Below are 26,051 nucleotides of genomic sequence, written 5' to 3' on the forward strand. Positions count from 1 at the left end.
AGGACATGGCAATCAAGGTTCTACTGGTCGAGGACGACCGCGCGCTACGCGAAGCATTGGCCGATACGCTGCTGCTCGCGGGGCACGACTACACCGCAGTAGGTTCGGCGGAAGAGGCGCTCGCGACCGTTGGTAATGAGGCGTTCAGCCTGGTGATCAGCGACGTCAACATGCCGGGCATGGACGGCCATCAACTGCTCGGTCTGTTGCGCGCGCGTCAGCCGCAATTGCCGGTGTTGCTGATGACGGCTCATGGCGCTGTCGAGCGGGCCGTCGATGCAATGCGCCAGGGCGCAGCAGATTACCTGGTCAAACCGTTCGAGCCCAAGGCTTTGCTCGATCTGGTGGCGCGGCACGCGTTGGGTGCGCTCGGCGCGACCGAGAGTGAAGGGCCGATTGCCTTCGAGCCGGCCAGCGTGCAATTGCTGGAACTGGCCGCGCGGGTCGCGCGCAGTGATTCGACCGTGTTGATCTCCGGCGAGTCCGGCACCGGTAAAGAAGTCCTGGCGCGCTACATTCATCAGCATTCCCATCGCGCCAGTCAGCCGTTCATTGCGATCAACTGCGCGGCGATCCCCGACAACATGCTTGAAGCCACCTTGTTCGGTCACGAAAAAGGTTCGTTCACCGGTGCCATCGCGGCGCAGGCCGGCAAGTTCGAGCAGGCCGATGGCGGCACCATTCTGCTCGACGAAATTTCTGAAATGCCCCTTGGGCTCCAGGCCAAGTTGCTGCGTGTGTTGCAGGAGCGCGAAGTCGAACGGGTCGGTGCGCGCAAGCCGATCACTCTGGACATCCGGGTCGTGGCGACCACCAACCGTGACCTGTCCGGTGAAGTGGCGGCGGGACGGTTCCGTGAAGACCTCTTCTATCGATTGTCGGTGTTTCCGCTGGCCTGGCGTCCGTTGCGCGAGCGCACCGCCGACATCCTGCCGCTGGCCGAGCGACTGTTGGCCAAACACGTCAATAAAATGAAGCATGCCGCGGCGAAACTGTCGGCCGAGGCGCAGGCGTGCCTGATCGGTTACCCGTGGCCGGGCAACGTGCGTGAACTGGACAACGCGATCCAGCGCGCCTTGATTTTGCAGCAGGGTGGTTTGATCCAGCCTCAGGATTTCTGCCTGTCAGGCCCGGTGGCCTGTGCGCCGCTGCCGGCATTGGCGCCGGCACGGGCCGTGGAGGTCGATGCTGAATCGGCCGGGGCTTTGGGTGATGACCTGCGCCGGCGTGAATTCCAGATGATCATCGACACCTTGCGCACCGAGCGCGGCCGCCGCAAGGAAGCCGCCGAGCGACTGGGCATCAGCCCGCGCACCTTGCGCTACAAGCTGGCGCAGATGCGCGATGCCGGCATGGATGTGGAAGCGTACCTGTTCGCCACCTGATTCGATTTTTGTAGCAGGTTGCGTTGCGGCTTGAAAGATTGGAATGAGGGCAAAGGAAGGGCTTTTGTTCAGAGCGGCCACGGAGCTGGCACCCTTGTTGCTAACACCTCACTACCCGCCGAGTGAGTGTCAAAAAATTGCGGGTCGCCAACGAGAGTAGACCATGAGCCAAGGTATTGAATTTAATCGGTTGATGCTGGATATGCGTTCCATGCAAATGGATGCCATGTCTGCGCCTAAATCGACTGCCGCAGTCCCTGAACTGGGTGGCAGCAGCTTTTCCGACATGCTCGGTCAGGCTGTCAATAAAGTGAACGACACCCAGCAGGCGTCCAGTCAGTTGGCCAGTGCCTTCGAGATCGGCAAAAGTGGCGTCGACCTGACGGATGTGATGATTTCCTCGCAGAAGGCCAGCGTGTCTTTTCAAGCGTTGACCCAAGTGCGAAACAAGCTGGTTCAGGCATACCAAGACATCATGCAGATGCCGGTTTAAGGACGAATTGAGTCATGGCAGAAGCAGTCGCCGATAATGTTCCGGCCAAGGCCACTCCGATAGACGGCAAACCGCCGCTGTTCGGGTTGTCCTTCCTGGAAAACCTCTCCGAGATGACCATGTTGCGTCAGGTGGGCCTGTTGGTCGGCCTGGCTGCGAGCGTGGCGATTGGTTTTGCCGTGGTGCTGTGGTCGCAGCAGCCGGACTACCGGCCTCTGTACGGCAGCCTTGCCGGTATGGACGCCAAACAGGTCATGGACACCCTGGCCGCCGCCGATATTCCCTACACCGTGGAACCCAACTCCGGTGCCTTGCTGGTCAAGGCCGAAGACCTGTCCCGTGCGCGGCTCAAGCTGGCGGGCGCTGGTGTCACTCCCAGCGATGGCAACATCGGTTTTGAAATCCTCGACAAGGACCAGGGCCTGGGGACCAGCCAGTTCATGGAAGCGACCCGTTATCGTCGCGGCCTCGAAGGCGAACTGGCTCGTACCATTTCCAGCCTGAACAACGTCAAGGGCGCCCGCGTGCACCTGGCGATTCCGAAAAGCTCGGTGTTCGTGCGTGACGAACGCAAGCCAAGTGCTTCGGTACTGGTTGAGCTGTACTCCGGCCGTTCGCTGGAGCCGGGCCAGGTGGTAGCAATCATCAACCTGGTCGCGACCAGCGTTCCCGAGCTCAGCAAATCCCAGATCACCGTAGTGGATCAGAAGGGCAATCTGCTGTCGGATCAGGCGGAAAATTCCGAACTGACCATGGCCGGCAAGCAATTCGATTACAGCCGTCGCATGGAAACCATGCTGACCCAGCGCGTGCACAACATCCTGCAACCGGTGCTGGGCAACGATCGCTATAAAGCTGAAGTGTCGGCCGATGTGGACTTCAGTGCCGTCGAGTCGACCTCCGAGCAGTTCAACCCGGATCAACCGGCGTTGCGCAGCGAGCAGTCGGTCAACGAACAACGCACCGCCAGCAATGGCCCGCAAGGTGTGCCGGGTGCCTTGAGCAACCAGCCGCCATCGCCAGCCTCCGCGCCGCAAACCACCGGTGGCAGCACCGCAGCCGCCGGCATGGTGCAGCCAGGCCAGCCGTTGATCGATGCCAACGGTCAGCAAATCATGGACCCGGCCACCGGTCAGCCGATGCTGGCGCCGTACCCGGCGGACAAGCGTCAACAATCCACCAAGAACTTCGAACTCGACCGCTCGATCAGCCACACCAAGCAACAGCAGGGTCGTCTGAATCGCCTGTCGGTGTCAGTCGTCGTGGATGACCAGGTCAAGGTCAACGCCGCCAATGGCGAAACCACTCGCGCGCCGTGGAGCGCCGATGAATTGGCGCGCTTCACTCGCCTGGTGCAGGACGCGGTCGGTTTCGACGCCAGCCGTGGTGACAGCGTCAGCGTGATCAACATGCCGTTCTCCGCCGAGCGCGGTGAAGTGATTGCCGATATTCCGTTCTACTCCCAGCCGTGGTTCTGGGACATCGTCAAGCAAGTGCTGGGTGTGTTGTTCATCCTGGTGCTGGTGTTCGGTGTGTTGCGTCCGGTGCTCAACAACATCACCGGTGGCGGCAAAGGCAAACAGCTTGCTGGCTTGGGAAGCGACGTCGAGTTGGGTGGCATGGGCGGCCTGGACGGCGAACTGGCCAACGATCGCGTCAGCCTTGGCGGCCCGCAAAGCATCCTGCTGCCGAGCCCTAGCGAAGGCTATGACGCACAGTTGAATGCAATCAAGAGTCTGGTGGCAGAAGATCCGGGTCGCGTGGCCCAGGTCGTGAAAGAGTGGATTAACGCAGATGAGTGATAACCGAGCCGTTGCCGCCAAACTGACCAAGGTCGACAAAGCCGCGATTCTGCTGCTGTCCCTGGGTTCGACCGATGCTGCCCAAGTGTTGCGTCACATGGGGCCCAAAGAGGTCCAGCGCGTCGGCGTGGCCATGGCGCAGATGGGCAACGTGCACCGCGAGCAGGTCGAGCAGGTCATGAGCGAGTTCGTCGACATCGTCGGCGACCAGACCAGCCTGGGCGTCGGCTCCGACGACTACGTGCGCAAAATGCTCACCCAGGCCCTGGGCGAAGACAAGGCCAACGGCCTGATCGATCGCATCCTGCTGGGCGGCAACACCAGCGGCCTCGACAGCCTGAAGTGGATGGAACCGCGCGCCGTCGCCGACGTGATTCGTTACGAGCACCCGCAGATCCAGGCGATCGTCGTGGCGTACCTCGATCCGGATCAGGCCGGCGAAGTGCTCGGCAACTTCGATCACAAGGTGCGTCTGGACATCATTCTGCGGGTTTCCTCGCTGAATACCGTGCAGCCAGCGGCCCTGAAAGAACTCAACCAGATTCTCGAGAAGCAGTTCTCCGGCAACTCGAATGCCTCGCGCACCACCCTGGGTGGCATCAAGCGTGCGGCCGACATCATGAACTTCCTCGACAGCTCGATCGAAGGTCAGCTGATGGACTCGATTCGCGAAGTCGACGAAGACCTGTCCGGTCAGATCGAAGACCTCATGTTCGTGTTCAACAACCTGTCCGATGTCGACGACCGCGGGATTCAGGCGTTGCTGCGCGAAGTGTCCTCCGACGTGCTGGTGCTGGCCCTCAAGGGTTCGGACGAAGGCGTCAAGGAAAAGATCTTCAAGAACATGTCCAAACGAGCGGCCGAACTGTTGCGCGACGACCTCGAGGCCAAAGGCCCGGTGCGCGTCAGCGACGTGGAAACCGCGCAGAAAGAAATCCTCACCATTGCCCGCCGTATGGCCGAAGCCGGAGAAATCGTTCTCGGCGGGAAGGGCGGCGAAGAGATGATCTAAGGTCACTATGTCGTCCAAACATGATGAGTCCCAGACCGACCTGATCCGAGGCCAGGCCGTCGCCGGTTTCGACGTCTGGGCGTTGCCCAGCTTCGATCCGTTTGTGCCGGAGCCCGAGCCGGAACCCGAGCCTGAACCGCCGGAAATGGAAGAAGTGCCGCTGGATGAAGTCCAGCCACTGACCCTCGAAGAGCTCGAAGCGATTCGCCAGGAAGCCTACAACGAAGGTTTCGCCGTGGGCGAGAAAGAGGGTTTCCATAGCACCACGCTCAAGGTTCGCCAGGAAGCCGAAGCGGCGCTGGCGCCGAAGATCGCCGGCCTTGAACAGCTGATGGCTAACCTGTTCGAGCCTATCGCCGAGCAAGACACGCAGATCGAAAAGTCACTGGTCGACCTCGTGCAGCACATCACCAAACAGGTGATTCAACGCGAACTGGCCATCGACTCGACGCAAATCGAACACGTCATGCGCGAAGCCCTCAAGCTCTTGCCGCTGGGCGTGGGCAATGTGCGGCTGTACATCAATCCGCAGGATTTCGAACAGGTCAAAGCCCTGCGCGAGCGCCATGAAGAAACCTGGCGCATCGTCGAGGACGAGTCCCTGCTGCCCGGCGGTTGCCGGGTCGAAACCGAACACAGTCGCATCGACGCCACCGTTGAAACCCGCGTTGCCCAGGTCATGGCCAAGCTGTTCGATCAGTTGCATGACCAGGCCTTGCACCCGGCCGCGCCGGATCTGAGCCTGGAACTGCCGGTCGACGAAAAGCCTGCGGTCGAGCCGGCCCTGGACGCACCCGATGCGCCTTGATCGCACCAGCTTCGCCAAGCGCCTGGGCAGCTATGCCGAGGTCACTACGCTGGCGGGGGCTCCGATCCTCGAAGGCCGTCTGCTGCGCATGGTCGGCCTGACCCTCGAAGCCGAAGGTTTGCGTGCCGCCATGGGCAGCCGCTGCATGGTCATCAACGACGACAGTTATCACCCGGTGCAGGTCGAAGCCGAAGTCATGGGCTTCTCCGGCAGCAAGGTGTTCCTGATGCCGGTCGGCAGCGTCGCCGGCATTGCGCCCGGTGCCCGCGTGGTTCCTATGGCAGACACTGGTCGCTTGCCGATGGGCATGAGCATGCTCGGGCGGGTGCTCGACGGCGCCGGCCGTGCGCTGGACGGCAAGGGTGGAATGAAGGCCGAAGACTGGGTGCCGATGGACGGGCCGACCATCAACCCGCTCAAGCGCGAACCGATCAGCGAGCCGCTGGACGTGGGCATCCGCACCATCAACGGTTTGTTGACGGTCGGTCGCGGTCAGCGTCTCGGTCTGTTCGCCGGTACAGGCGTCGGTAAATCCGTGCTGCTGGGCATGATGACCCGCTTCACCGAGGCCGACATTATCGTCGTCGGGCTGATCGGTGAGCGGGGTCGCGAGGTTAAAGAATTCATCGAGCATATCCTCGGTGAAGAAGGGCTCAAGCGCTCGGTGGTCGTCGCCTCGCCAGCAGACGATGCGCCGCTGATGCGTCTGCGCGCGGCCATGTACTGCACGCGCATCGCCGAGTATTTCCGCGACAAGGGCAAGAACGTTTTGTTGCTCATGGATTCGCTGACCCGTTTCGCCCAGGCCCAGCGGGAAATCGCCCTGGCCATCGGCGAACCGCCAGCGACCAAGGGTTATCCGCCGTCGGTGTTCGCCAAGTTGCCAAAACTGGTGGAGCGGGCCGGTAATGCCGAGAAGGGCGGCGGTTCGATTACGGCGTTCTACACCGTATTGTCCGAAGGCGATGACCAGCAGGACCCGATCGCCGACTCGGCGCGAGGCGTGCTCGACGGGCACATCGTGCTGTCCCGGCGCCTGGCCGAAGAAGGTCATTACCCGGCCATCGACATCGAAGCCTCCATCAGCCGGGTCATGCCGTCGGTGGTCAGCCCCGAGCACATGGCGCGTGCACAGATGTTCAAGCAGTATTGGTCGCGTTATCAGCAGAGTCGCGACTTGATCAGCGTCGGCGCCTACGTGCCGGGCGGTGATCGAGAAACCGACATCGCGATTTCCCTGCAACCGGCCATGACCACTTATCTGCGTCAGGGCTTGAACGACAACATCGGCATGGGCGCCAGCGAACACCATCTCGCCACCATCTTCGCCCCGGCAGCGGGCGGCTAACCGGCCATGGCCCAGAGCCGCGCGGCACGCCTGGCACCCGTGGTGGAAATGGCCGAAAAGGCCGAAAAAACCGCGGTCATGCGCCTCGGGCACTTTCAGGGCCAGGTTCGTGTGGCGGAAAGCAAACTCGCCGACCTCGAAAACTTCCGCCTCGAATACCAGGAGCAATGGATTGTGCGCGGCAGTTCGGGCGTTTCCGGCCAGTGGTTGCTCGGCTATCAGGGCTTTCTTGCACAACTGGGCACCGCCATCGATCAGCAGCGCCAAAGCCTGAACTGGCACCAGAACAACCTGAACAAGGCGCGGGATTCCTGGCAGCAGGCGTTTGCCCGGGTTGAAGGCTTGCGAAAACTTGTACAGCGCTACATGGACGAGGCGCGCAAGCTCGAAGACAAGCGCGAGCAGAAGCTGCTGGATGAGTTGTCCCAGCGGTTGCCGCGGCATGATCCGTACTGAGTCAGTTGGACCGCGTTATCGTTCTTCGCGGGCAAGCCACGCTCCCACAAGTGTCGTGTTGTTCCTAATACTGTGAACGACACAAAACCTGTGGGAGCGGGCTTGCCCGCGAAGGCGGTCTGACAGGCGCCACAACTTCCCGCCTTGCTCCCATCTCCGCCAAGTGCTAAACCTTGTACACGTACGCTCACCCATGACAAGGAAGCCGATAAATGCCAGTCGTTACAAAAGTCTCCCAGGATGGGAAAAAGCTGACGATTTCGGTCGAGGGACGATTCGATTTTGCCAAGCACCAGGAATTCCGTGAATCCTACGAGAAGCTTGATCAAAAGCCCGAATCGTTCGAGGTGGATCTTAAAGCGGCCACCTACCTCGACAGTTCGGCGCTCGGCATGCTCTTGCTATTACGCGATCACGCCGGCGGTGAGAATGCCGAAATCACGTTGACCAACGCCAACGCCGATGTGCGCAAGATTCTCGCCATCTCCAATTTCGAACAAATCTTCGACGTTGCATGACCGCCATGCAGCCGGTCGAACCGCTGACGATCCTCATCGCCGAAGACAGTGCGGCCGATCGCATGCTGTTGTCGAGCATCGTCCGTCGCCAGGGCCACCAGGTGCTCACGGCCGCCAATGGTGCCGAAGCAGTCGAAGCGTTTCGCGAGCAGCGGCCGCACCTGGTGCTGATGGACGCCATGATGCCGGTGATGGACGGTTTCGAGGCGGCACAGCAGATCAAGGCACTGGCCGGGGAAACCCTGGTGCCGATCATCTTCCTGACCTCGCTGACCGAAAGCGAAGCCTTGGCCCGATGCCTGGAGGCCGGTGGCGACGATTTTCTGGCAAAGCCCTACAACCAGGTAATTCTCGCCGCCAAGATCAAGGCCATGGACCGCTTGCGCCGGTTGCAGGCCACGGTGCTGCAGCAGCGTGACCTGATCGCCAAACATCATGACTACTTGCTCAACGAGCAGCGGGTGGCCAAGGCGGTGTTCGACAAGGTGGCGCATTCGGGCTGCCTGAGTGCGCCGAACATCCGCTACCTGCAATCCCCGTACGCGCTGTTCAACGGCGACCTGCTGCTTGCGGCGTTCACCCCGGCTGGCGACATGCACGTGCTGCTGGGGGATTTCACCGGTCACGGTTTGCCGGCCGCGGTGGGCGCCATGCCCCTGGCGGAGGTCTTCTACGGCATGACCGCCAAGGGTTATGGCCTGGCGGAAACCTTGCGCGAGATGAATGCCAAGCTCAAACGCATCCTGCCGGTGGACATGTTCTGCTGCGCCACCTTGTTGTGCCTGAGCTTTCAGCGGCGCTCGGTGGAAGTCTGGAACGGCGGAATGCCGGACGGTTACTTGCACAGTATCGCCACGGGGGAGCGCACGCCGCTGCCGGCGCGGCACTTGCCACTGGGCGTACTGAGCCCGCAAACCTTCAATGACCGCACCGAGGTGTTTCCGATGGCCGTCGGCGATCGGGTGTTCCTGCTGTCCGACGGGGTCATCGACACCTGCGATGCCAACGAACAGTTATTTGGCGTGGAGCGATTGCAGCGGGTGTTTGCAGCCAATCGCCAGCCAGATGCGCTGTTCGAGGAAATCGAACAGGCGCTGCGGGATTTCCGTGGCGAGGCGCGCGATGACGTGAGCATGGTCGAGGTCAGTCTGCTGGAGGCTGCGCAATTGATCCCACCGGCGCCGGTGTACTCCGACAGCGGCCAGTCCTGTCCGCTGGACTGGTCGGTAAGTTTCGAATTTCGTGCCGCGACCCTCAAACGTTTCAATCCGCTGCCGTACCTGTTGCAATTGCTGCTTGAGGTCCACGGCCTGCGGGCTCAGAGTGGCGCGCTCTACAGTGTGCTGGCAGAGCTTTATTCCAATGCCCTGGAGCACGGCGTGCTGGGGCTGGATTCAAGCCTCAAACGCGATGCCTCGGGGTTTGCACGCTATTATCAGGCACGCAGTGAGCGGCTGGAGGCGTTGCAAGATGGCTATGTGCGGGTGCATTTGCAGGTCGTGCCGACCGGCAAGGGCGGCAGCCTGATTGTGCGGGTCGAAGACAGTGGCAAAGGCTTTGATGTGGCGCGGGTGATGGAGCGTCCCGTCGAGGGTGGCCGTCTGTCGGGACGCGGCGTCAGTCTGATCCGTCAGCTGAGCCGTAGCGCGAGCTGGTCCGACGATGGTCGAAGTGCCCGCGTGGAGTTTTTCTGGGAGGCTCTGGCATAATTCACCCATTCTTGATCAAGGAGTGAGCAAGTGGCTGACACACATCTGGACCGCGACGTGCTGAGCGCGTTGCAGGAAGTCATGGAGGATGAGTATCCGACGTTGCTGGATACCTTTCTCGCTGACTCCGAAGAGCGTTTAAGTGTGTTGCGCGAGGCTGAAGATGCTGCGCAACTTATGAACACTGCCCATAGCTTCAAAGGCAGCAGCAGCAACATGGGTGCCGTTCGCCTGGCTGAGTTGTGCCACGAGCTGGAGCAGCGCGCCAAGCAAAAAAGCCTCGCGGGTATTGAAAAACTGGTTGGAGAAATCGACGGCGAATTCGCCATCGTCCGACCGCTGTATGAAGCTGAGCGACAACGCTCCCTCGCAGACTGATACGACCGTCCGGCGCTTTTAGCCTCTGTCGAGCCAACCTGGCTCGACCTTTGCAGCTATCTCACTCAACTGTACCTACGATCCCAGTGCAGCGGAGACCGTTTTATGCCCGTTACCCCCAATTCGCTTCTGCAGGCCGTCGCGACGGCCAAGACTCAGGTTGCCTCCGCCAATACCCCGGCGCAAGGCTCTGAGCCAGGGGACAAGGCGTCCAGCTTCGCTGATGTTTACGCCAATCAAGCCCAGAACAAGCCTTCTGCGGCCGCTGATAAACCGATTAAACCGGCTGCCGATAATGCCCCGCAAAGCGCTGGCAAACCGGATGTCAGCAGTGACAAGCCTGCCGCTCCGGAGCCGGTGGTTGCCGATAGCGGCAATTCCTTGCCCGCCGAGAAACCGGCGCCGACCGATGACGCAACGACCAGCGACGACCAGCCCGAGACCGCCGAAACGCCAGTGGTCGAAACGGCGCCTGTTGATCCGAGCCTCGATCCTGCCCTCGATCCTGCGTTGATGCAGGCAGTGCAGCCGTTGGTGACCGTGCCGGTCGTGCAAACCGCTGCGCCCGTCGTGACGACCGCACAGCCACAGGCTGAAGCGCCGGTTGCCTCCGCCGCCGTCGTTGCCGCGACCGCACAAGCGGCGCCTGTCACCGATAGCGATTTCGATCCCGAAGCTGATCCCCTCGACGCGCTGCCGGCCGTGCGCATGGCCATGGAACAGAGCGGTCACGTCTCCGCCAGCAGCCAGGCCCAGCCAAAAGCCAGTTCTGCCCAGACCCAGGCTGACGGTGAACTGACGGCGGCGCAGAACTTTGCCGTCGGCATGGCCAGCATGCTCGATGTGCAAGCCGACAAGGACAGCACCAGCCAGGGCGGCGAAAAGGCTTTCAGCGGTCTGATCGATAGCGGCCTCAAGGATTTGACCTCCGCCAGCAGCGATACCCGTGTCGATGACTTCGCCAATCGTCTGGCGGCACTGACCCAGGCGGCCACTCCGAAAACCGCCAATGCGTTGCCGGTGAATCAGCCGATCGCCATGCACCAGAGCGGCTGGACCGAGGAAGTGGTCAACCGCGTCATGTACCTCTCGAGCGCCAACCTCAAGGCGGCCGACATCCAGTTGCAACCGGCTGAACTGGGGCGTCTGGATATCCGGGTCAACATGGTTCCGGACCAGCAGACCCAGGTCACCTTCATCAGCGCCCATCCAAGCGTGCGCGAAGCGCTGGACAGCCAGATGCATCGCCTGCGTGACATGTTCACGCAACAGGGTATGGGTCAGGTCGACGTCAACGTGTCCGACCAGTCTCGTGGCTGGCAAGGGCAGGGCCAGGAACAGGCTCAACAGGGGCAGGGCGGTCGGACCAATGCCAATGGCGGTGGTCTTGATGCCATGGATGAAGAGATCGCACCGAGCGTGGCTGAGGTAGCGGCAACCGCTACCAGCGTGATCGGCTCCAGCGCCGTCGATTACTACGCCTGACCCAACGCAGTACCTTTGTGGGAGCGGGCTTGCTCGCGAATGCGGTGTGACAGTCGACATAATTGTTGAATGTAAAACCGTATTCGCGAGCAAGCCCGCTCCCACAGGGGTCGTGGCATGCCAATCCCCCTGACTAAAGCCCTCCCGAGACTTCTGGCATAACACTTGCTCTTGCCTTGCCGTGCGACTGTGAAAACTAGAATAGTGACGGATTATTGGCATGGCGAAGAGCGACGCAGTAGTAAAAGACCCCGCAACCAAAGGCAAGATCAAGCTGATCATTGTGATCGTGGTGGCCCTGCTGCTGGCGATCGGCATGTCCGTGGGGGCGACCTGGTTCTTCATGCACAGCGCCCAGAGCAAGCCTGCCGCCGCTGAAACCGCTGTGATCGGCAAGCAGCCAGCGATTTTCGAGCCCATGGCCCCGGCGTTCGTGGCCAACTACAACGTGAACGGTCGCCAGCGCTACATGCAGGTGAGCATCACCATGCTGGGGCGCAACCAGGCCGATCTGGAAGCGCTCAAAGTGCACATGCCGGTGATCCGCAATAACCTGGTCATGCTGTTCTCCGGCCAGGATTTCGCCACGCTGGCGACCCCGGTCGGCCAGGAGATGTTGCGTCAGAAGGCCACGGCCGGCGTCCAGGAAGTGGCGCAGAAAGAACTCGGCAAAGTGGTTATCGAACAGCTGCTTTTCACTAATTTCGTACTGCAGTAGGAACACGACATGGCCGTGCAGGACCTGCTGTCCCAGGATGAGATCGATGCGCTGTTGCATGGCGTCGACGATGGTCTGGTACAGACCGATAACGTTGCCGAACCCGGCAGCGTCAAAAGCTACGACCTGACCAGCCAGGATCGCATCGTCCGCGGACGCATGCCGACCCTGGAGATGATCAACGAGCGTTTTGCCCGCTACACCCGCATCAGCATGTTCAACATGCTGCGCCGCTCGGCGGACGTCGCCGTCGGTGGCGTGCAGGTGATGAAGTTCGGCGAATACGTGCACTCGCTGTACGTGCCGACCAGCCTCAACCTGGTCAAGATCAAGCCGCTGCGTGGCACCGCGCTGTTCATCCTCGACGCCAAACTGGTGTTCAAACTGGTGGACAACTTCTTCGGCGGCGACGGTCGTCACGCCAAGATCGAAGGGCGTGAATTCACCCCTACCGAACTGCGCGTCGTGCGCATGGTGCTGGAGCAGGCCTTCGTCGATTTGAAGGAAGCCTGGCAGGCGATCATGGAAGTGAACTTCGAGTACATCAACTCGGAAGTGAACCCGGCCATGGCCAACATCGTCGGCCCGAGCGAAGCGGTGGTGGTGTCGACGTTCCACATCGAACTCGATGGCGGTGGCGGCGATCTGCACGTGACCATGCCGTACTCGATGATCGAGCCTGTGCGCGAAATGCTCGACGCCGGCTTCCAGTCGGATCTTGATGACCAGGACGAGCGTTGGGTCAACGCCCTGCGCCAGGACGTGCTGGACGTCGACGTGCCGATCGGTGCCACGGTTGCCCGCCGCCAATTGCGCTTGCGCGACATCCTGCACATGCAGCCGGGGGATGTGATCCCGGTCGAGATGCCGGAAGAGATGATCATGCGCGCCAACGGCGTGCCGGCCTTCAAGGTCAAGATGGGCTCGCACAAAGGCAACCTCGCGTTGCAGGTGATCGAGCCGATCGAGCGCCGCTGACCGGCGCTCCAACCCCCCTATTAATTGGCTGCTCTTGATTGAGCAGTTGCCCGCCGAGGACACATGATGAACGACGATATGAACGCCCAGGACGACCAGGCACTGGCTGACGAATGGGCTGCCGCCCTGGAAGAAACCGGTGATGCCGGCCAGGACGATATCGATGCCTTGCTGGCTGCCGACGCCGCCAGTTCGCCGTCCAACCGTCTGCCGATGGAAGAGTTCGGCAGCGTGCCGAAGAACCACGATCCGGTCACCCTCGACGGTCCGAACCTCGACGTGATCCTCGACATCCCGGTGTCGATTTCCATGGAAGTGGGCAGCACCGACATCAACATCCGCAACCTGCTGCAACTCAACCAGGGTTCGGTGATCGAGCTGGATCGCCTGGCCGGTGAGCCGCTGGACGTGCTCGTCAACGGCACCCTGATCGCCCACGGCGAAGTGGTTGTGGTCAACGAGAAGTTCGGCATCCGCCTGACTGACGTGATCAGCCCAAGCGAACGTATCAAGAAGCTGCGCTAAGTGAACAAGGTTCTGGGGCTTCTGCTTGCGTTGCCGTTCAGTGTTCTGGCAGCCGAACCTGTGGCCACGGCTGTAACGGCCGCTGCTGCGCCGGCGGCCGGTAGCGGTGTGGCCGGGCAATTGACGCAGTTGGTGTTCGGCTTGCTGCTGGTACTGGGGTTGATCTTCTTCCTTGCCTGGCTGCTGCGCCGGGTCCAGCAGGCCGGGCCGGCCGGCAAAGGGCAGGTGATCGAGATTGTCGGTTCCCGTGCCTTGGGTCCTCGCGACCGCTTGATGCTGGTGCAAGTCGGCAACGAGCAGATCCTGCTTGGCCTCAGCCCCGGCACGATCACTGCGTTGCATGTGCTTAAAGAGCCGATCGAAGTGCCGACCACCACCGATAAAGCGACTCCGGAGTTTGCCCAGCATCTGTTGAAGATACTCGGCAAGGATCAGAAGGATAAGAAGTAATGGGTGCGTTACGCATCGTCTTGACGCTGGCCCTGATGCTGGCCGCGCCGCTGGCGTTCGCCGCCGATCCGTTGTCGATCCCGGCGATCACCCTGGGTACCAACGCCAATGGCGCCCAGGAATACTCGGTCAGCCTGCAAATCCTGCTGATCATGACGGCGCTGAGTTTTATCCCGGCGTTCGTCATGCTGATGACCAGTTTTACCCGGATCATCATCGTCTTCTCGATTCTGCGCCAGGCCCTGGGCCTGCAGCAGACGCCGTCGAACCAGATCCTCACCGGCATGGCGCTGTTCCTGACCCTGTTCATCATGGCGCCAGTGTTTGACCGGGTGAATCAGGACGCCTTGCAGCCTTACCTGGCGGAAAAACTCACCGCTCAGGATGCCGTGGCCAAGGCTCAGGTGCCGATCAAGGACTTCATGCTGGCGCAGACGCGCAGCAGCGATCTTGAACTGTTCATGCGGCTGTCCAAGCGCACCGACATTGCCTCGCCGGATCAGGCGCCGCTGACCATTCTGGTGCCGGCCTTCGTGACGTCTGAACTGAAAACCGCGTTCCAGATCGGCTTCATGATCTTCATTCCGTTCCTGATCATCGACCTGGTCGTGGCCAGTGTGCTGATGGCCATGGGTATGATGATGCTCTCGCCGCTGATCATTTCCCTGCCGTTCAAGATCATGCTGTTCGTGCTGGTGGATGGCTGGGCGTTGATCATCGGCACCCTGGCGAGCAGCTTCGGCGGTGTGTCGCCATGACGCCGGAAGTGGCGGTAGACATCTTCCGCGAAGCGCTGTGGCTGACCACCATGATGGTCGCCGTGCTGGTGATTCCGAGTCTGCTGGTGGGCCTGCTGGTGGCGATGTTCCAGGCCGCCACGCAGATCAACGAACAGACCCTGAGTTTCCTGCCGCGCCTGCTGGTCATGCTGGTGACGCTGATTGTCGCCGGTCCGTGGCTGGTGCAGACGTTCATGGAATACATCCTGCAGCTGTACGGCAGCATTCCTCAGGTCATCGGCTAAACCATGCCGTCGCTGCTGCAACTGACCGATACCCAGATCAGTACCTGGGTGGCGACGTTCATGTTGCCGCTGTTTCGCATCGGCGCGTTGCTGATGGTCATGCCGGTGTTCGGCACGTCCCTGGTGCCCACGCGCGTGCGCCTGTACTTCGCCCTGGCGATCACCGTGGTGATTGCGCCGGGCCTGCCACCGATGCCGCCGATCAATGCGCTGGATTTGAGTGCGCTGCTGCTGATCGCCGAGCAGATCCTCATCGGCGCGCTGCTGGGTTTCTCCTTGCAGTTGTTCTTCCAGGCCTTCGTGGTGGCGGGGCAGATCGTCTCCATTCAGATGGGCATGGGCTTCGCGTCGATGGTCGACCCCACCAACGGCGTCTCGGTAGCGGTGATCGGGCAGTTCTTCACCATGCTGGTGACGCTGTTGTTCCTGTCCATGAACGGTCACCTGGTGGTCTTCGAAGTCCTCACCGAAAGTTTCACCACGATGCCGGTGGGTAGCGGGTTGATGGTCAATCATTTCTGGGAGCTGGCCGGCAAGCTCGGTTGGGTCCTGGGTGCCGCGTTGTTGCTGGTGCTGCCGGCGGTCACGGCGCTGCTGGTGGTCAACATTGCGTTTGGCGTGATGACCCGCGCCGCGCCGCAGCTGAACATCTTTTCCATCGGTTTTCCGCTGACCCTGGTGCTCGGGCTCTTCATCGTCTGGGTCGGTCTGGCGGACATCATCAATCAGTATCAACCGCTGGCTTCCGAGGCCTTGCAGTTGTTACGCGAACTGGCACGGGCGCGCTGAGTCATGGCTGAGAGCGAAAGCGGTCAGGACAAAACAGAAGACCCCACGGAGAAACGCAAAAAGGACTCCAGGGAAAAGGGGGAGGTTGCGCGCTCCAAGGAACTCAACACCCTGGCGGTCATGCTCGCCGGTGCTGGCGCGTTGCTGATTTTCGGCGGTGCCCTGGCGCAAGACCTGATGGAACTGATGCGGATGAACTTCACGCTGTCGCGAGAAGTCATTCTGGATCAGCGCAACATGGGCACCTTTCTGATGCACTCGGGGCTGATTGCCTTGTTGTCGGTTCAACCGGTGATGATCACCTTGTTGCTGGCGGCGTTGATCGGCCCGATTTCCCTCGGCGGCTGGTTGTTTGCGGCGAGCTCGATGGCGCCGAAATTCAGTCGCATGAACCCCGGCGCGGGGCTCAAGCGGATGTTCTCGGCCAAGGCGCTGGTCGAGCTGCTCAAGGCCCTGGCGAAGTTTTTCATCGTGCTGTTCGTGGCGCTGGCGGTATTGTCCTCCGACATCGATGACCTGATGCGCATCGCGCACGAGCCGTTGGACATGGCGATCATTCACAGCCTGCAAGTGGTCGGCTGGAGCACCTTGTGGATGGCCTGCGGGCTGATCATCATCGCCGCCGTCGACGTGCCGGTGCAGCTGTGGGAAAGCCACAAGAAACTGCTGATGACCAAGCAGGAAGTGCGCGACGAACACAAGGATCAGGAAGGGAAGCCGGAGGTCAAACAGCGCATTCGCCAGTTGCAGCGCGAGATGTCCCAGCGCCGGATGATGGCGGCCATTCCCGAGGCCGATGTGGTCATTACCAACCCGACTCACTATGCCGTCGCCCTCAAGTACGATCCTGACAAGGGCAGCGCGCCGGTGTTGCTGGCCAAGGGCAGTGATTTCCTCGCCTTGAAGATTCGTGAAATCGCGGTGGCCAACAATGTGCTGCTGCTCGAATCGCCAGCCTTGGCGCGTTCGATCTACTACTCCACCGAACTGGAGCAGGAAATCCCCGGTGGGTTGTACCTGGCGGTTGCTCAGGTACTGGCCTACGTCTACCAGATCCGCCAGTACCGCGCGGGCATGGGCAAGCGTCCGGATCCGCTCAAGGATAATCTGCCGATTCCGCCGGATCTGCGCCGCGATTCCTGATCCCGCACCCTGTAGCAGCTGTCGAGCCTGCGAGGCGGCGTTCGGCTGCGCAGCAGTCGTGAGGGTTTTTTCCGAGGATTCCGTCCTCGAACGCAGCCTCGCAGGCTCGGCAGCTGCTACAAATCCTCAATTAACCCCTCTGTTTCAATCCTCTGCAAAAGTTGGAAGGCTTCTTGCAGTAGCCGCCCTGCGCCTGCTTTGGGCGTCAAAAGTTTGCTTTAAAGAAACGGGGAAAACCGGTGGATCGCTCTCAGTTATTCAACACTGCCCGCACAAACGTTGCCGACTTGAGTCGGGGCAACCTGGGTGTGCCGTTGTTGCTGCTGGTCATGCTGGCCATGATGATGCTGCCGGTGCCGCCGTTCCTGCTGGACGTGTTTTTCACGTTCAACATTGCGCTGTCCATCGTCGTGCTGCTGGTGTGCGTGTACGCGTTGCGGCCGCTGGATTTTGCGGTGTTCCCGACCATCCTGCTGGTGGCGACGTTGTTGCGACTGGCGCTGAACGTGGCCTCCACGCGAGTGGTGATGCTCCACGGTCAGGACGGCCATGCCGCCGCCGGTAAGGTGATCCAGGCCTTCGGTGAGGTGGTGATCGGCGGTAACTACGTGGTCGGTATCGTGGTCTTCGCGATTTTGATGATCATCAACTTCGTCGTGGTGACCAAGGGTGCCGGGCGAATTTCCGAGGTGAGCGCGCGTTTCACCCTCGATGCGATGCCGGGCAAACAAATGGCGATCGACGCCGATTTGAACGCCGGCCTGATCGACCAGAACCAGGCCAAACTGCGCCGGATGGAAGTCGCCCAGGAAGCCGAGTTCTACGGTTCCATGGACGGCGCCAGCAAATTCGTGCGCGGTGACGCCATCGCCGGTCTGCTGATCCTGTTCATCAACCTGATCGGCGGCATGGCGGTCGGTATCTTCCAGCACGGCATGACCTTCGGCGACGCCGGCCGGGTGTACGCTTTGCTGACCATCGGTGACGGTTTGGTGGCGCAATTGCCATCACTGCTGTTGTCGACCGCTGCAGCGATCATGGTGACCCGTGCTTCCGGTTCGGAAGACATGGGTAAGCAGATCAATCGCCAGATGTTCGCCTCGCCAAAAGCGTTGGCCGTGGCGGCAGGTTTGATGGCGGTGATGGGCCTGGTGCCCGGCATGCCGCACTTCTCCTTTCTGAGCATGGCCGCGTTGGCGGCCGGTGGTGCGTACCTGTTCTGGAAGAAGCAGAACGTGGTCAAGGTCCAGGCCCTGCAAGAGGTCAAGCGTCAGCAAGAGCTGCTGCCATCGCCAGCCCGCGCCATGGAAACCAAGGAGTTGGGCTGGGACGACGTGACGCCGATCGACATGATCGGCCTGGAAGTCGGCTATCGCCTGATTCCGCTGGTGGATCGCAACCAGGGTGGTCAGTTGCTCGCGCGGATCAAGGGCGTGCGCAAGAAGCTCTCCCAGGATCTGGGCTTCCTGATGCCGACTGTGCATATTCGTGACAACCTCGACCTGGCGCCGAGTGCCTACCGTCTGACCCTGATGGGCGTGATCCTGGCCGAAGCCGAGATTTACCCGGATCGCGAATTGGCGATCAACCCGGGGCAGGTCTACGGCACGCTCAACGGCATAACCGCCAAAGATCCGGCTTTTGGCCTGGAGGCGGTGTGGATCGAAATCAGCCAGCGCGCCCAGGCGCAATCGCTCGGATACACCGTGGTGGATGCCAGTACGGTCGTGGCGACGCACTTGAACCAGATTCTGTACAAGCACTCCAGCGAACTGATTGGTCACGAAGAAGTCCAGCAACTCATGCAATTGCTGGCCAAAAGCTCGCCTAAGCTGGCTGAAGAGTTGGTGCCGGGTGTGGTTTCGCTCTCGCAACTGCTCAAAGTGCTTCAGGCTTTGTTGGCTGAGCAGGTGCCTGTGCGGGACATTCGCAGCATTGCCGAGGCCATCGCCAACAATGCGGCCAAGAGTCAAGATACTGCCGCTTTGGTGGCCGCGGTGCGCGTCGGCGTATCCCGCGCAATCGTCCAAAGCATTGTAGGGACTGACTCCGAGCTACCAGTTATCACCCTGGAGCCAAGGTTGGAACAAATATTGCTCAATAGTCTTCAGAAGGCAGGACAAGGCTCGGAAGAGGGTGTGCTGCTGGAGCCAAGCATGGCTGAGAAACTGCAGCGCTCGTTGATCGATGCGGCGCAGCGTCAGGAAATGCAAGGTCAACCGGTGATTCTGCTGGTAGCCGGTCCGGTTCGCGCGATGCTGTCGCGATTCGGCCGACTGGCAGTCCCGGGTTTGCATGTGTTGGCTTACCAGGAAATTCCTGACAACAAGCAAGTGACCATCGTTGCGACAGTAGGGCCCAACGGCTGAGGTAGTGGTTTATGCAAGTTAAGCGTTTTTTCGCCGCCGATATGCGTCAGGCCATGAAACTGGTTCGTGATGAGCTGGGCGCTGATGCCGCCATTATTGGCAATCGCCGGATCGCCGGTGGTGTCGAGCTGACGGCTGCCCTGGATTACAAATTGTCGGCGCTGGCCCCGCGTGTTCCGAACATGGAACTCGAGGATGAGCTGCGCAAGACCCAGTCGCGGATCGTCACTGCCCAGGCTGAATTGAGCCTGCGTGGCGAAGGCGAGACCGAAGGCGACAAGACCACCAATCGCCAGTTGTTCGCCGGCCTGCCATTGACCGCTGCCGAGCCGCTGATCGAACCGACCTACGCCGAGCCTCGTCGCTCCGCTCCAGCCCCGGCACCCGCTGTTGGCGGCGTGGACCCGCGGGCGTTCGACTCGATGCGTTTCGAGCTCAACAGTCTGCGCGAACTGATGGAAGTGCAACTCGGCTCCCTGGCCTGGAATCAGCTGCAAGGCAGCCGTCCGGCCCAGGCCAATCTCTGGCGTCGCCTGCAACGCATCGGCCTGTCTGGCCCGTTGTCCCGCGACTTGCTGGCGATGATCACCGACATTGACGAACCCCGTCAGGCCTGGCGCATGTTGCTGGCGCACCTGGCGCGGATGATTGCCACACCGGAAGTCGAGCCACTGGAAGAGGGCGGCGTGATTGCCATGGTCGGCCCTGCCGGCATGGGCAAGACCACCACCCTGGCAAAGCTTGCGGCCCGCTATGTGCTCAAATACGGCGCGCAAAACATCGCGCTGGTGAGCATGGACAGCTACCGTATCGGTGCGCAGGAACAATTGAAGACCTTGGGCCGGATTCTCAACGTGTCGGTAACCCACGTCGATCCGGGCCAATCGCTGGTCCAGGCGCTGGATCCATTGTTGCGCAAACGCGTGGTGCTGATTGATACCGCGGGCCTTCAGGCCAGCGATCCGGCCCTGCGCATGCAGCTCGAAAGCCTGGCTGGACGTGGCATCAAGTCAAAAAATTATCTGGTTCTGGCAACCACCAGCCAGAAACAGGTTCTAACGGCCGCTTATCACAGTTACAAGCGCTGCGGGCTCGCTGGCTGCATCCTGACTAAACTGGATGAAACGGCAAGTCTGGGTGAGGTGTTGAGCCTGGCCATCAGTCATGAATTGCCGGTGGCGTACCTGACCGATGGCCCGCGTATTCCGGATGATCTGCATCTGCCGCGTCGTCATCAGTTGGTCAGTCGCGCCGTAAGCGTGCAAATGCAAGAAGAACCCAGCGAAGAAGCCATGGCTGACATGTTCGCTGATATTTACCACAGCCCGACCAAGCAGGTTGGCTGAGGTACTAATGAACCGTTTTTGTACCTACATCGATGGTCTGCCATGCATTGTTCAGTTGATGAACGCGCAGCCAGTAATGTGGCCTCCGTCTATGCAAGACAAGGTAAAGAAATAACATGGGCAGCATGCATCCCGTACAGGTGATCGCGGTGACCGGCGGCAAAGGTGGCGTCGGGAAGACTAACGTGTCAGTGAACTTGTCCCTGGCTCTAGCTGAGCTCGGCCGGCGCGTCATGCTGCTGGACGCCGATCTGGGGCTGGCGAACGTCGACGTCCTGCTGGGGCTGACACCCAAACGTACCCTGGCCGACGTGATCGAAGGCCGCTGTGAGCTGCGCGACGTTCTGTTGCAAGGCCCTGGCGGTATTCGCATCGTCCCGGCCGCGTCCGGCACGCAGAGCATGGTTCATCTGAGCCCGGCCCAACACGCCGGCCTGATTCAGGCCTTCAGCGATATCGGCGACAACCTCGACGTCTTGGTGATCGACACCGCTGCGGGTATTGGTGACTCGGTAGTCAGTTTTGTTCGCGCCGCGCAAGAAGTCTTGCTGGTGGTCTGCGACGAGCCGACTTCGATCACTGATGCCTACGCGCTGATCAAACTGCTGAACCGCGATTACGGCATGAACCGCTTCCGCGTCCTGGCCAACATGGCCCAGAGCCCGCAGGAAGGTCGCAACCTGTTCGCCAAGTTGACCAAGGTCACGGACCGCTTCCTCGACGTCGCCCTACAATACGTCGGCGCGGTGCCTTACGACGAAAGCGTGCGCAAGGCCGTGCAGAAGCAGCGTGCCGTCTACGAAGCCTTCCCGCGTTCCAAGTGCGCCCTGGCGTTCAAGGCGATCGCGCAGAAGGTCGACACCTGGCCGTTGCCTGCCAACCCGCGTGGGCACCTGGAGTTTTTCGTCGAGCGCCTCGTGCAACAGACCGCAGGACCCGTCCTATGACAGCCAGTGGCTACAACCTCTACAAGAAGTCGGCACGTGACGCGCAGTACGAGCTGATCGAGCGTTACGCGCCACTGGTCAAACGCATTGCTTACCACTTGCTGGCCCGTCTGCCGGCCAGTGTCCAGGTTGAAGACCTGATCCAGGCCGGGATGATCGGCCTGCTTGAAGTGTCGACCAAATACGACGCCAGCAAAGGCGCGAGTTTCGAGACGTACGCGGGCATTCGAATCCGCGGCGCGATGCTCGATGAAGTACGCAAGGGGGACTGGGCGCCACGTTCGGTCCACCGCAATACCCGCATGGTCAGCGACGCAATTCGCTCGATTGAAGCTAAAACCGGTCGTGACGCTAAAGATCATGAGGTTGCGGCCGAACTCCAATTGAGTCTCGACGATTATTACGGGATTTTGAACGACACCCTGGGCAGCCGGTTATTCAGTTTCGACGATCTGTTGCAGGACGGCGAACACGAAGGGCTGCATGAGGATGGCGCGAGTGCACATCTGGAGCCGTCACGCGATCTGGAAGATGAACGCTTCCAGGCAGCGCTGGCGGACGCGATTGCCAATTTGCCGGAGCGTGAGCGACTGGTGTTGGCGCTGTACTACGACGAAGAGCTGAACCTCAAGGAAATCGGTGAGGTCCTGGGGGTCAGCGAATCGCGGGTCAGCCAGTTACATAGCCAGTGCGCGGCCCGTTTGCGGGGGCGTTTGGGGGAGTGGCGAGCGCGCTGAAGGCAGTGTGGGGACACTGCGAACGAGGCCGGTGGAGTGTTGAACTGCACCGGTCGCGATCTGTTGTGCTCCAGACAGTCATCGAGTGCATTGCCGGATTGATTGAAATGGCGCGTCCAGGTGCTGGGCGCGTTTAAGACTGCTTGGAGGTCGAATTGGACAAGAACATGAAAATCCTCATCGTTGATGACTTCTCAACGATGCGGCGGATCATAAAAAACCTGTTGCGTGACCTTGGGTTCACCAACACGGTCGAGGCCGACGATGGCACTACCGCCATTCCGGTTCTCAACAGCGGGAGCATCGACTTTCTGGTAACGGACTGGAACATGCCTGGCATGACCGGTATCGATCTGCTGCGTCACGTGCGCGCCGATGAAAAGCTCAAGCACCTGCCGGTGCTGATGGTGACTGCAGAAGCCAAGCGCGAGCAGATTATCGAAGCGGCCCAGGCCGGTGTTAACGGCTATGTGGTCAAACCCTTCACGGCCCAGGCGTTGAAAGAAAAAATCGAGAAGATTTTCGAACGCATCGGTTGATCCACTGCGCCACGGGGGAGCTATGGAGCATAAAGAATCTTCACTGGGCGATTTTGAATCGACCCTGAAAAAACACGCGGTCGAACTGGTCGAAAGCCTTGAAAAAGGCAGGTTCGGCGACGCGGTGCAACTGATCCATGAGCTCAATCAGACCCGTGACCGCGGCCTGTATCAGGAAGTGGGCAAGCTCACTCGCGAGCTGCATAGCGCGATCGTCAATTTCCAGATTGACCCGAACATGCCGCAAGCCGAGGAAGTGTCACAGATCACGGACGCCACCGAGCGCCTGGGGTATGTGGTCAAGCTGACCGAGGCCGCCGCCAACCGCACCATGGACCTGGTGGAGAACGCCACGCCGCTGGTCAACAGCCTGAGCGAAGAAGCCCAGGCGTTGAGCACGGATTGGGGGCGGTTCATGCGTCGCGAAGTCGGGGCTGAAGAGTTCCGCGAGCTGGCCCGGCGGGTCGACGGTTTCCTGACACGCAGCAGCGAAGACAATCGCACGGTGTCGAGCAACCTCAACGACATTCTGCTGGCCCAGGATTACCAGGACCTCACCGGTCAGGTGATCAAGCGCGTGACCCAGTTGGTCACCGAAGTTGAAAGCAACCTGCTCAAGCTCGTGCTCATGGCCAGTCAGGTAGACCGCTTTGCGGGTATCGAACATGACCGTGATGCGATGCTCGCTGAAAAAGATCCGCAAAAACATCTCTCTCAGGGTGAAGGTCCGCAGATTCATGCCGATAAAAGAGAAGACGTTGTGTCCGGTCAGGACGATGTGGACGATTTGCTATCCAGCCTAGGGTTTTAGAATTTTAGGTTTTTTAGGTTTTTAGACCTGTAGGAGCACCCCCTTAATGAGCTTCGGCGCCGATGAAGAGATCCTTCAGGATTTCCTGGTTGAGGCCGGCGAGATTCTAGAGCAACTGTCCGAACAGCTGGTCGAGCTGGAAAGCCGACCGGATGATGCGGATTTGCTCAATGCAATTTTTCGCGGTTTTCACACTGTAAAAGGGGGCGCCGGCTTCCTCCAGCTCAACGAGCTGGTGGAGTGCTGTCACATCGCCGAGAACGTGTTCGACATCCTGCGCAAGGGTGAACGTCGCGTCGACTCGGAACTGATGGACGTGGTTCTCGAAGCGCTGGACGCGGTGAACAGCATGTTCACCGAAGTGCGCGAACGCAGCCCGATCACGGCTGCCACGCCTGAATTGCTCGCGGCACTGGCCCGTCTGGCCGAGCCGCAAACGACGGATGAAACCGCACCGGTTGCCGAAGTGGTCGAAGCACCGGCCGCTGAAGAATCGGGCGACATCACCGATAACGAATTCGAACAACTGCTGGACTCGCTGAACGCCGTCAAGGCTCAAGCCGAGGCGCCGGCCGTTGCTCCAGTGGCTGGCGCCGATTCCGCGGCCAGCGACGAAATCACCGATGCCGAGTTCGAGTCGTTGCTCGATCAATTGCACGGTAAAGGCCAGTTCGCCGTCGACGCGGTGGCAGCGCCTGCTGCACCGGCTGCCCCGAAAGCGGCAGGCGACAGCTCCGACATCACCGACGACGAATTTGAAGCACTGCTCGATCAGTTGCACGGCAAGGGCAACTTTGCCGTGGATGCGCTGGAGTCGGCCATTGCCGCCGTCCCGGCGCCGGCTGCGCCAACCGCTAAAGCGGCCGGCGGTGATCTGATCTCCGATCACGAGTTCGAATCGCTGCTCGACGAATTGCATGGCAAAGGCAAGTTCACCGAAGTCGGCACAGGCACTGCGGTGGCTGCTCCAGTCGCCAAGGCGGCTGCACCGAAACCGGTTGCCAAAGCGCCCGAACCAAAAGCCGAAGCGCCGAAGCCAGCGGCTGCCGCTGCACCGGCTCCGGCCCGCGCACCGTCCGCTCCACCACCGGAAAAACCGGCCAGTGAAGCCGAGACCACCGTGCGGGTTGATACCGCGCGTCTCGACGAGATCATGAATATGGTCGGCGAACTGGTACTGGTGCGTAACCGCTTGGTCCGTCTGGGCCTCAACAGCGGCGACGAAGCCATGTCCAAGGCCGTGTCGAACCTCGACGTGGTCACGGCCGACCTGCAGACCGCGGTCATGAAGACCCGGATGCAACCGATCAAGAAAGTCTTCGGGCGCTTCCCGCGTCTGGTTCGCGACCTGGCTCGCCAGCTCAAGAAAGAGATCAACCTGGAGCTGGTCGGCGAAGAAACCGACCTCGACAAGAACCTCGTCGAGGCCCTGGCCGACCCGCTGGTCCACTTGGTGCGCAACTCGGTCGACCACGGTATTGAAGAGCCGGCCGAGCGCGAAGCGATGGGCAAGCCGCGCAGCGGCAAGGTGATCCTGTCTGCTGAACAGGAAGGCGACCACATCCTGCTGTCCATCTCCGATGACGGCAAGGGCATGGACGCTGACGTTCTGCGCGGCATCGCCGTGAAGAAAGGCTTGATGGACAAGGATGCCGCGGATCGCCTCAGCGAGTCCGATTGCTTCAACCTGATCTTCGCCCCGGGTTTCTCGACCAAGACCGAAATTTCCGATGTCTCCGGACGCGGCGTGGGCATGGACGTGGTGAAAACCAAAATTGCCCAACTCAACGGCACCATCAATATCTATTCGACCAAGGGCAAGGGCTCGAAGATCGTCATCAAGGTCCCGTTGACCCTGGCGATCATGCCGACGCTGATGGTCATGCTCGGCAACCAGGCGTTCGCGTTCCCGCTGGTGAACGTCAACGAGATCTTCCACCTCGACCTGTCGCGCACCAACGTGGTGGACGGCCAGGAAGTGGTGATCGTGCGGGACAAGGCACTGCCATTGTTCTACCTCAAGCGCTGGCTGGTCAGCTCCGCCGCTCACGAAGAGCAGCGCGAGGGCCATGTGGTGATCCTTTCGGTGGGCACTCAGCGGATCGGCTTCGTCGTCGACCAGTTGGTGGGCCAGGAAGAAGTGGTCATCAAGCCATTGGGCAAAATGCTCCAGGGAACCCCGGGCATGTCGGGCGCCACCATCACCGGTGACGGTCGCATTGCGCTGATTCTCGATGTTCCGAGCATGCTCAAGCGTTACGCCGCACGGCGTATTTGATTC

The 26,051-nt window shown here is 60.7% G+C and carries 26 protein-coding genes; all 26 read left to right on the forward strand.

The features are described 5' to 3' along the window. Positions 1 to 5 precede the first annotated feature (5 nt). The 26 genes from ACA072_RS07815 (at position 6) to ACA072_RS07940 (ending at position 26,048) form a co-directional block, all read left to right on the forward strand. Complete coding sequence (locus ACA072_RS07815; RefSeq protein ID WP_497623868.1) at positions 6 to 1,385, forward strand: sigma-54-dependent transcriptional regulator; 1,380 nt, start codon at positions 6 to 8, stop codon at positions 1,383 to 1,385. 163 nt (positions 1,386 to 1,548) lie between these two features. Beyond that, complete coding sequence (gene fliE, locus ACA072_RS07820) at positions 1,549 to 1,878, forward strand: flagellar hook-basal body complex protein FliE (protein ID WP_010456962.1); 330 nt, start codon at positions 1,549 to 1,551, stop codon at positions 1,876 to 1,878. Positions 1,879 to 1,892: 14 nt separating this feature from the next. After that, the gene (gene fliF, locus ACA072_RS07825; RefSeq protein ID WP_497623869.1) at positions 1,893 to 3,680 is read left to right on the forward strand and encodes a flagellar basal-body MS-ring/collar protein FliF; all 1,788 of its coding nucleotides are present in this window, start codon (positions 1,893 to 1,895) and stop codon (positions 3,678 to 3,680) included. Then, positions 3,673 to 4,692, forward strand: coding sequence for a flagellar motor switch protein FliG (fliG, locus tag ACA072_RS07830; protein WP_007894195.1), 1,020 nt, complete (start codon positions 3,673 to 3,675; stop codon positions 4,690 to 4,692). The genes fliF and fliG overlap by 8 nt, the downstream gene beginning before the upstream one ends. A 7-nt stretch (positions 4,693 to 4,699) precedes the next feature. Beyond that, the gene (gene fliH, locus ACA072_RS07835) at positions 4,700 to 5,500 is read left to right on the forward strand and encodes a flagellar assembly protein FliH (RefSeq protein WP_497623870.1); all 801 of its coding nucleotides are present in this window, start codon (positions 4,700 to 4,702) and stop codon (positions 5,498 to 5,500) included. Beyond that, positions 5,490 to 6,848, forward strand: coding sequence for a flagellar protein export ATPase FliI (gene fliI, locus ACA072_RS07840; protein WP_497334550.1), 1,359 nt, complete (start codon positions 5,490 to 5,492; stop codon positions 6,846 to 6,848). Before fliH ends, fliI begins: the two co-directional genes overlap by 11 nt. A gap of 6 nt (positions 6,849 to 6,854) precedes the next feature. Next, a complete protein-coding gene (fliJ, locus tag ACA072_RS07845; RefSeq protein ID WP_131061616.1) occupies positions 6,855 to 7,304 on the forward strand; it encodes a flagellar export protein FliJ in 450 nt (149 codons plus the stop codon). 212 nt (positions 7,305 to 7,516) lie between these two features. After that, entirely contained in the window at positions 7,517 to 7,822 is a 306-nt protein-coding gene (locus tag ACA072_RS07850) for an STAS domain-containing protein (RefSeq protein ID WP_497623871.1), read from the forward strand. 5 nt (positions 7,823 to 7,827) lie between these two features. Next, complete coding sequence (locus ACA072_RS07855) at positions 7,828 to 9,531, forward strand: ATP-binding SpoIIE family protein phosphatase (protein WP_497624956.1); 1,704 nt, start codon at positions 7,828 to 7,830, stop codon at positions 9,529 to 9,531. 30 nt (positions 9,532 to 9,561) lie between these two features. After that, the gene (locus ACA072_RS07860) at positions 9,562 to 9,909 is read left to right on the forward strand and encodes an Hpt domain-containing protein (protein WP_497623872.1); all 348 of its coding nucleotides are present in this window, start codon (positions 9,562 to 9,564) and stop codon (positions 9,907 to 9,909) included. Positions 9,910 to 10,014: 105 nt separating this feature from the next. Further along, positions 10,015 to 11,394 (forward strand): flagellar hook-length control protein FliK, encoded by a 1,380-nt coding sequence (locus tag ACA072_RS07865; protein ID WP_497623873.1) that lies wholly within the window; start codon positions 10,015 to 10,017, stop codon positions 11,392 to 11,394. Between the two features lie 220 nt (positions 11,395 to 11,614). Further along, positions 11,615 to 12,112: a flagellar basal body-associated protein FliL gene (gene fliL, locus ACA072_RS07870; RefSeq protein WP_497623874.1), complete on the forward strand. Its 498-nt coding sequence runs from the start codon at positions 11,615 to 11,617 to the stop codon at positions 12,110 to 12,112. Between the two features lie 9 nt (positions 12,113 to 12,121). Then, the gene (gene fliM, locus ACA072_RS07875) at positions 12,122 to 13,090 is read left to right on the forward strand and encodes a flagellar motor switch protein FliM (RefSeq protein ID WP_438662292.1); all 969 of its coding nucleotides are present in this window, start codon (positions 12,122 to 12,124) and stop codon (positions 13,088 to 13,090) included. Positions 13,091 to 13,156: 66 nt separating this feature from the next. After that, the gene (gene fliN, locus ACA072_RS07880) at positions 13,157 to 13,615 is read left to right on the forward strand and encodes a flagellar motor switch protein FliN (RefSeq protein WP_109628591.1); all 459 of its coding nucleotides are present in this window, start codon (positions 13,157 to 13,159) and stop codon (positions 13,613 to 13,615) included. Beyond that, positions 13,616 to 14,065, forward strand: coding sequence for a flagellar biosynthetic protein FliO (fliO, locus tag ACA072_RS07885; RefSeq protein WP_497623875.1), 450 nt, complete (start codon positions 13,616 to 13,618; stop codon positions 14,063 to 14,065). Further along, positions 14,065 to 14,823 (forward strand): flagellar type III secretion system pore protein FliP, encoded by a 759-nt coding sequence (fliP, locus tag ACA072_RS07890; RefSeq protein ID WP_027922366.1) that lies wholly within the window; start codon positions 14,065 to 14,067, stop codon positions 14,821 to 14,823. Before fliO ends, fliP begins: the two co-directional genes overlap by 1 nt. Continuing rightward, positions 14,820 to 15,089 carry a flagellar biosynthesis protein FliQ gene (gene fliQ / locus ACA072_RS07895; protein ID WP_007948918.1) on the forward strand — a complete coding sequence of 90 codons (270 nt, stop codon included), beginning with the start codon at positions 14,820 to 14,822 and terminating at the stop codon, positions 15,087 to 15,089. Before fliP ends, fliQ begins: the two co-directional genes overlap by 4 nt. 3 nt (positions 15,090 to 15,092) lie before the next feature. Then, positions 15,093 to 15,878, forward strand: coding sequence for a flagellar biosynthetic protein FliR (gene fliR / locus ACA072_RS07900; protein ID WP_497623876.1), 786 nt, complete (start codon positions 15,093 to 15,095; stop codon positions 15,876 to 15,878). 3 nt (positions 15,879 to 15,881) lie between these two features. Continuing rightward, entirely contained in the window at positions 15,882 to 17,021 is a 1,140-nt protein-coding gene (gene flhB, locus ACA072_RS07905; RefSeq protein WP_497623877.1) for a flagellar biosynthesis protein FlhB, read from the forward strand. Between the two features lie 239 nt (positions 17,022 to 17,260). Then, positions 17,261 to 19,390 carry a flagellar biosynthesis protein FlhA gene (gene flhA, locus ACA072_RS07910; RefSeq protein WP_219095671.1) on the forward strand — a complete coding sequence of 710 codons (2,130 nt, stop codon included), beginning with the start codon at positions 17,261 to 17,263 and terminating at the stop codon, positions 19,388 to 19,390. 11 nt (positions 19,391 to 19,401) lie between these two features. After that, positions 19,402 to 20,736: a flagellar biosynthesis GTPase FlhF gene (gene flhF, locus ACA072_RS07915; protein WP_497623878.1), complete on the forward strand. Its 1,335-nt coding sequence runs from the start codon at positions 19,402 to 19,404 to the stop codon at positions 20,734 to 20,736. 116 nt (positions 20,737 to 20,852) lie between these two features. After that, positions 20,853 to 21,683: a flagellar synthesis regulator FleN gene (gene fleN, locus ACA072_RS07920; protein ID WP_003222917.1), complete on the forward strand. Its 831-nt coding sequence runs from the start codon at positions 20,853 to 20,855 to the stop codon at positions 21,681 to 21,683. Beyond that, positions 21,680 to 22,420: an RNA polymerase sigma factor FliA gene (gene fliA / locus ACA072_RS07925; RefSeq protein WP_007894214.1), complete on the forward strand. Its 741-nt coding sequence runs from the start codon at positions 21,680 to 21,682 to the stop codon at positions 22,418 to 22,420. The genes fleN and fliA overlap by 4 nt, the downstream gene beginning before the upstream one ends. 167 nt (positions 22,421 to 22,587) lie before the next feature. Further along, complete coding sequence (locus tag ACA072_RS07930) at positions 22,588 to 22,959, forward strand: chemotaxis response regulator CheY (RefSeq protein ID WP_003183998.1); 372 nt, start codon at positions 22,588 to 22,590, stop codon at positions 22,957 to 22,959. A gap of 22 nt (positions 22,960 to 22,981) precedes the next feature. Beyond that, positions 22,982 to 23,770 (forward strand): protein phosphatase CheZ, encoded by a 789-nt coding sequence (locus tag ACA072_RS07935; RefSeq protein WP_403099478.1) that lies wholly within the window; start codon positions 22,982 to 22,984, stop codon positions 23,768 to 23,770. A 46-nt stretch (positions 23,771 to 23,816) separates the two neighbouring features. Further along, positions 23,817 to 26,048 (forward strand): chemotaxis protein CheA, encoded by a 2,232-nt coding sequence (locus ACA072_RS07940; RefSeq protein WP_497623879.1) that lies wholly within the window; start codon positions 23,817 to 23,819, stop codon positions 26,046 to 26,048. Positions 26,049 to 26,051: the final 3 nt, after the last annotated feature.

It is taken from the genome of Pseudomonas sp. LBUM1656, from assembly GCF_059716065.1.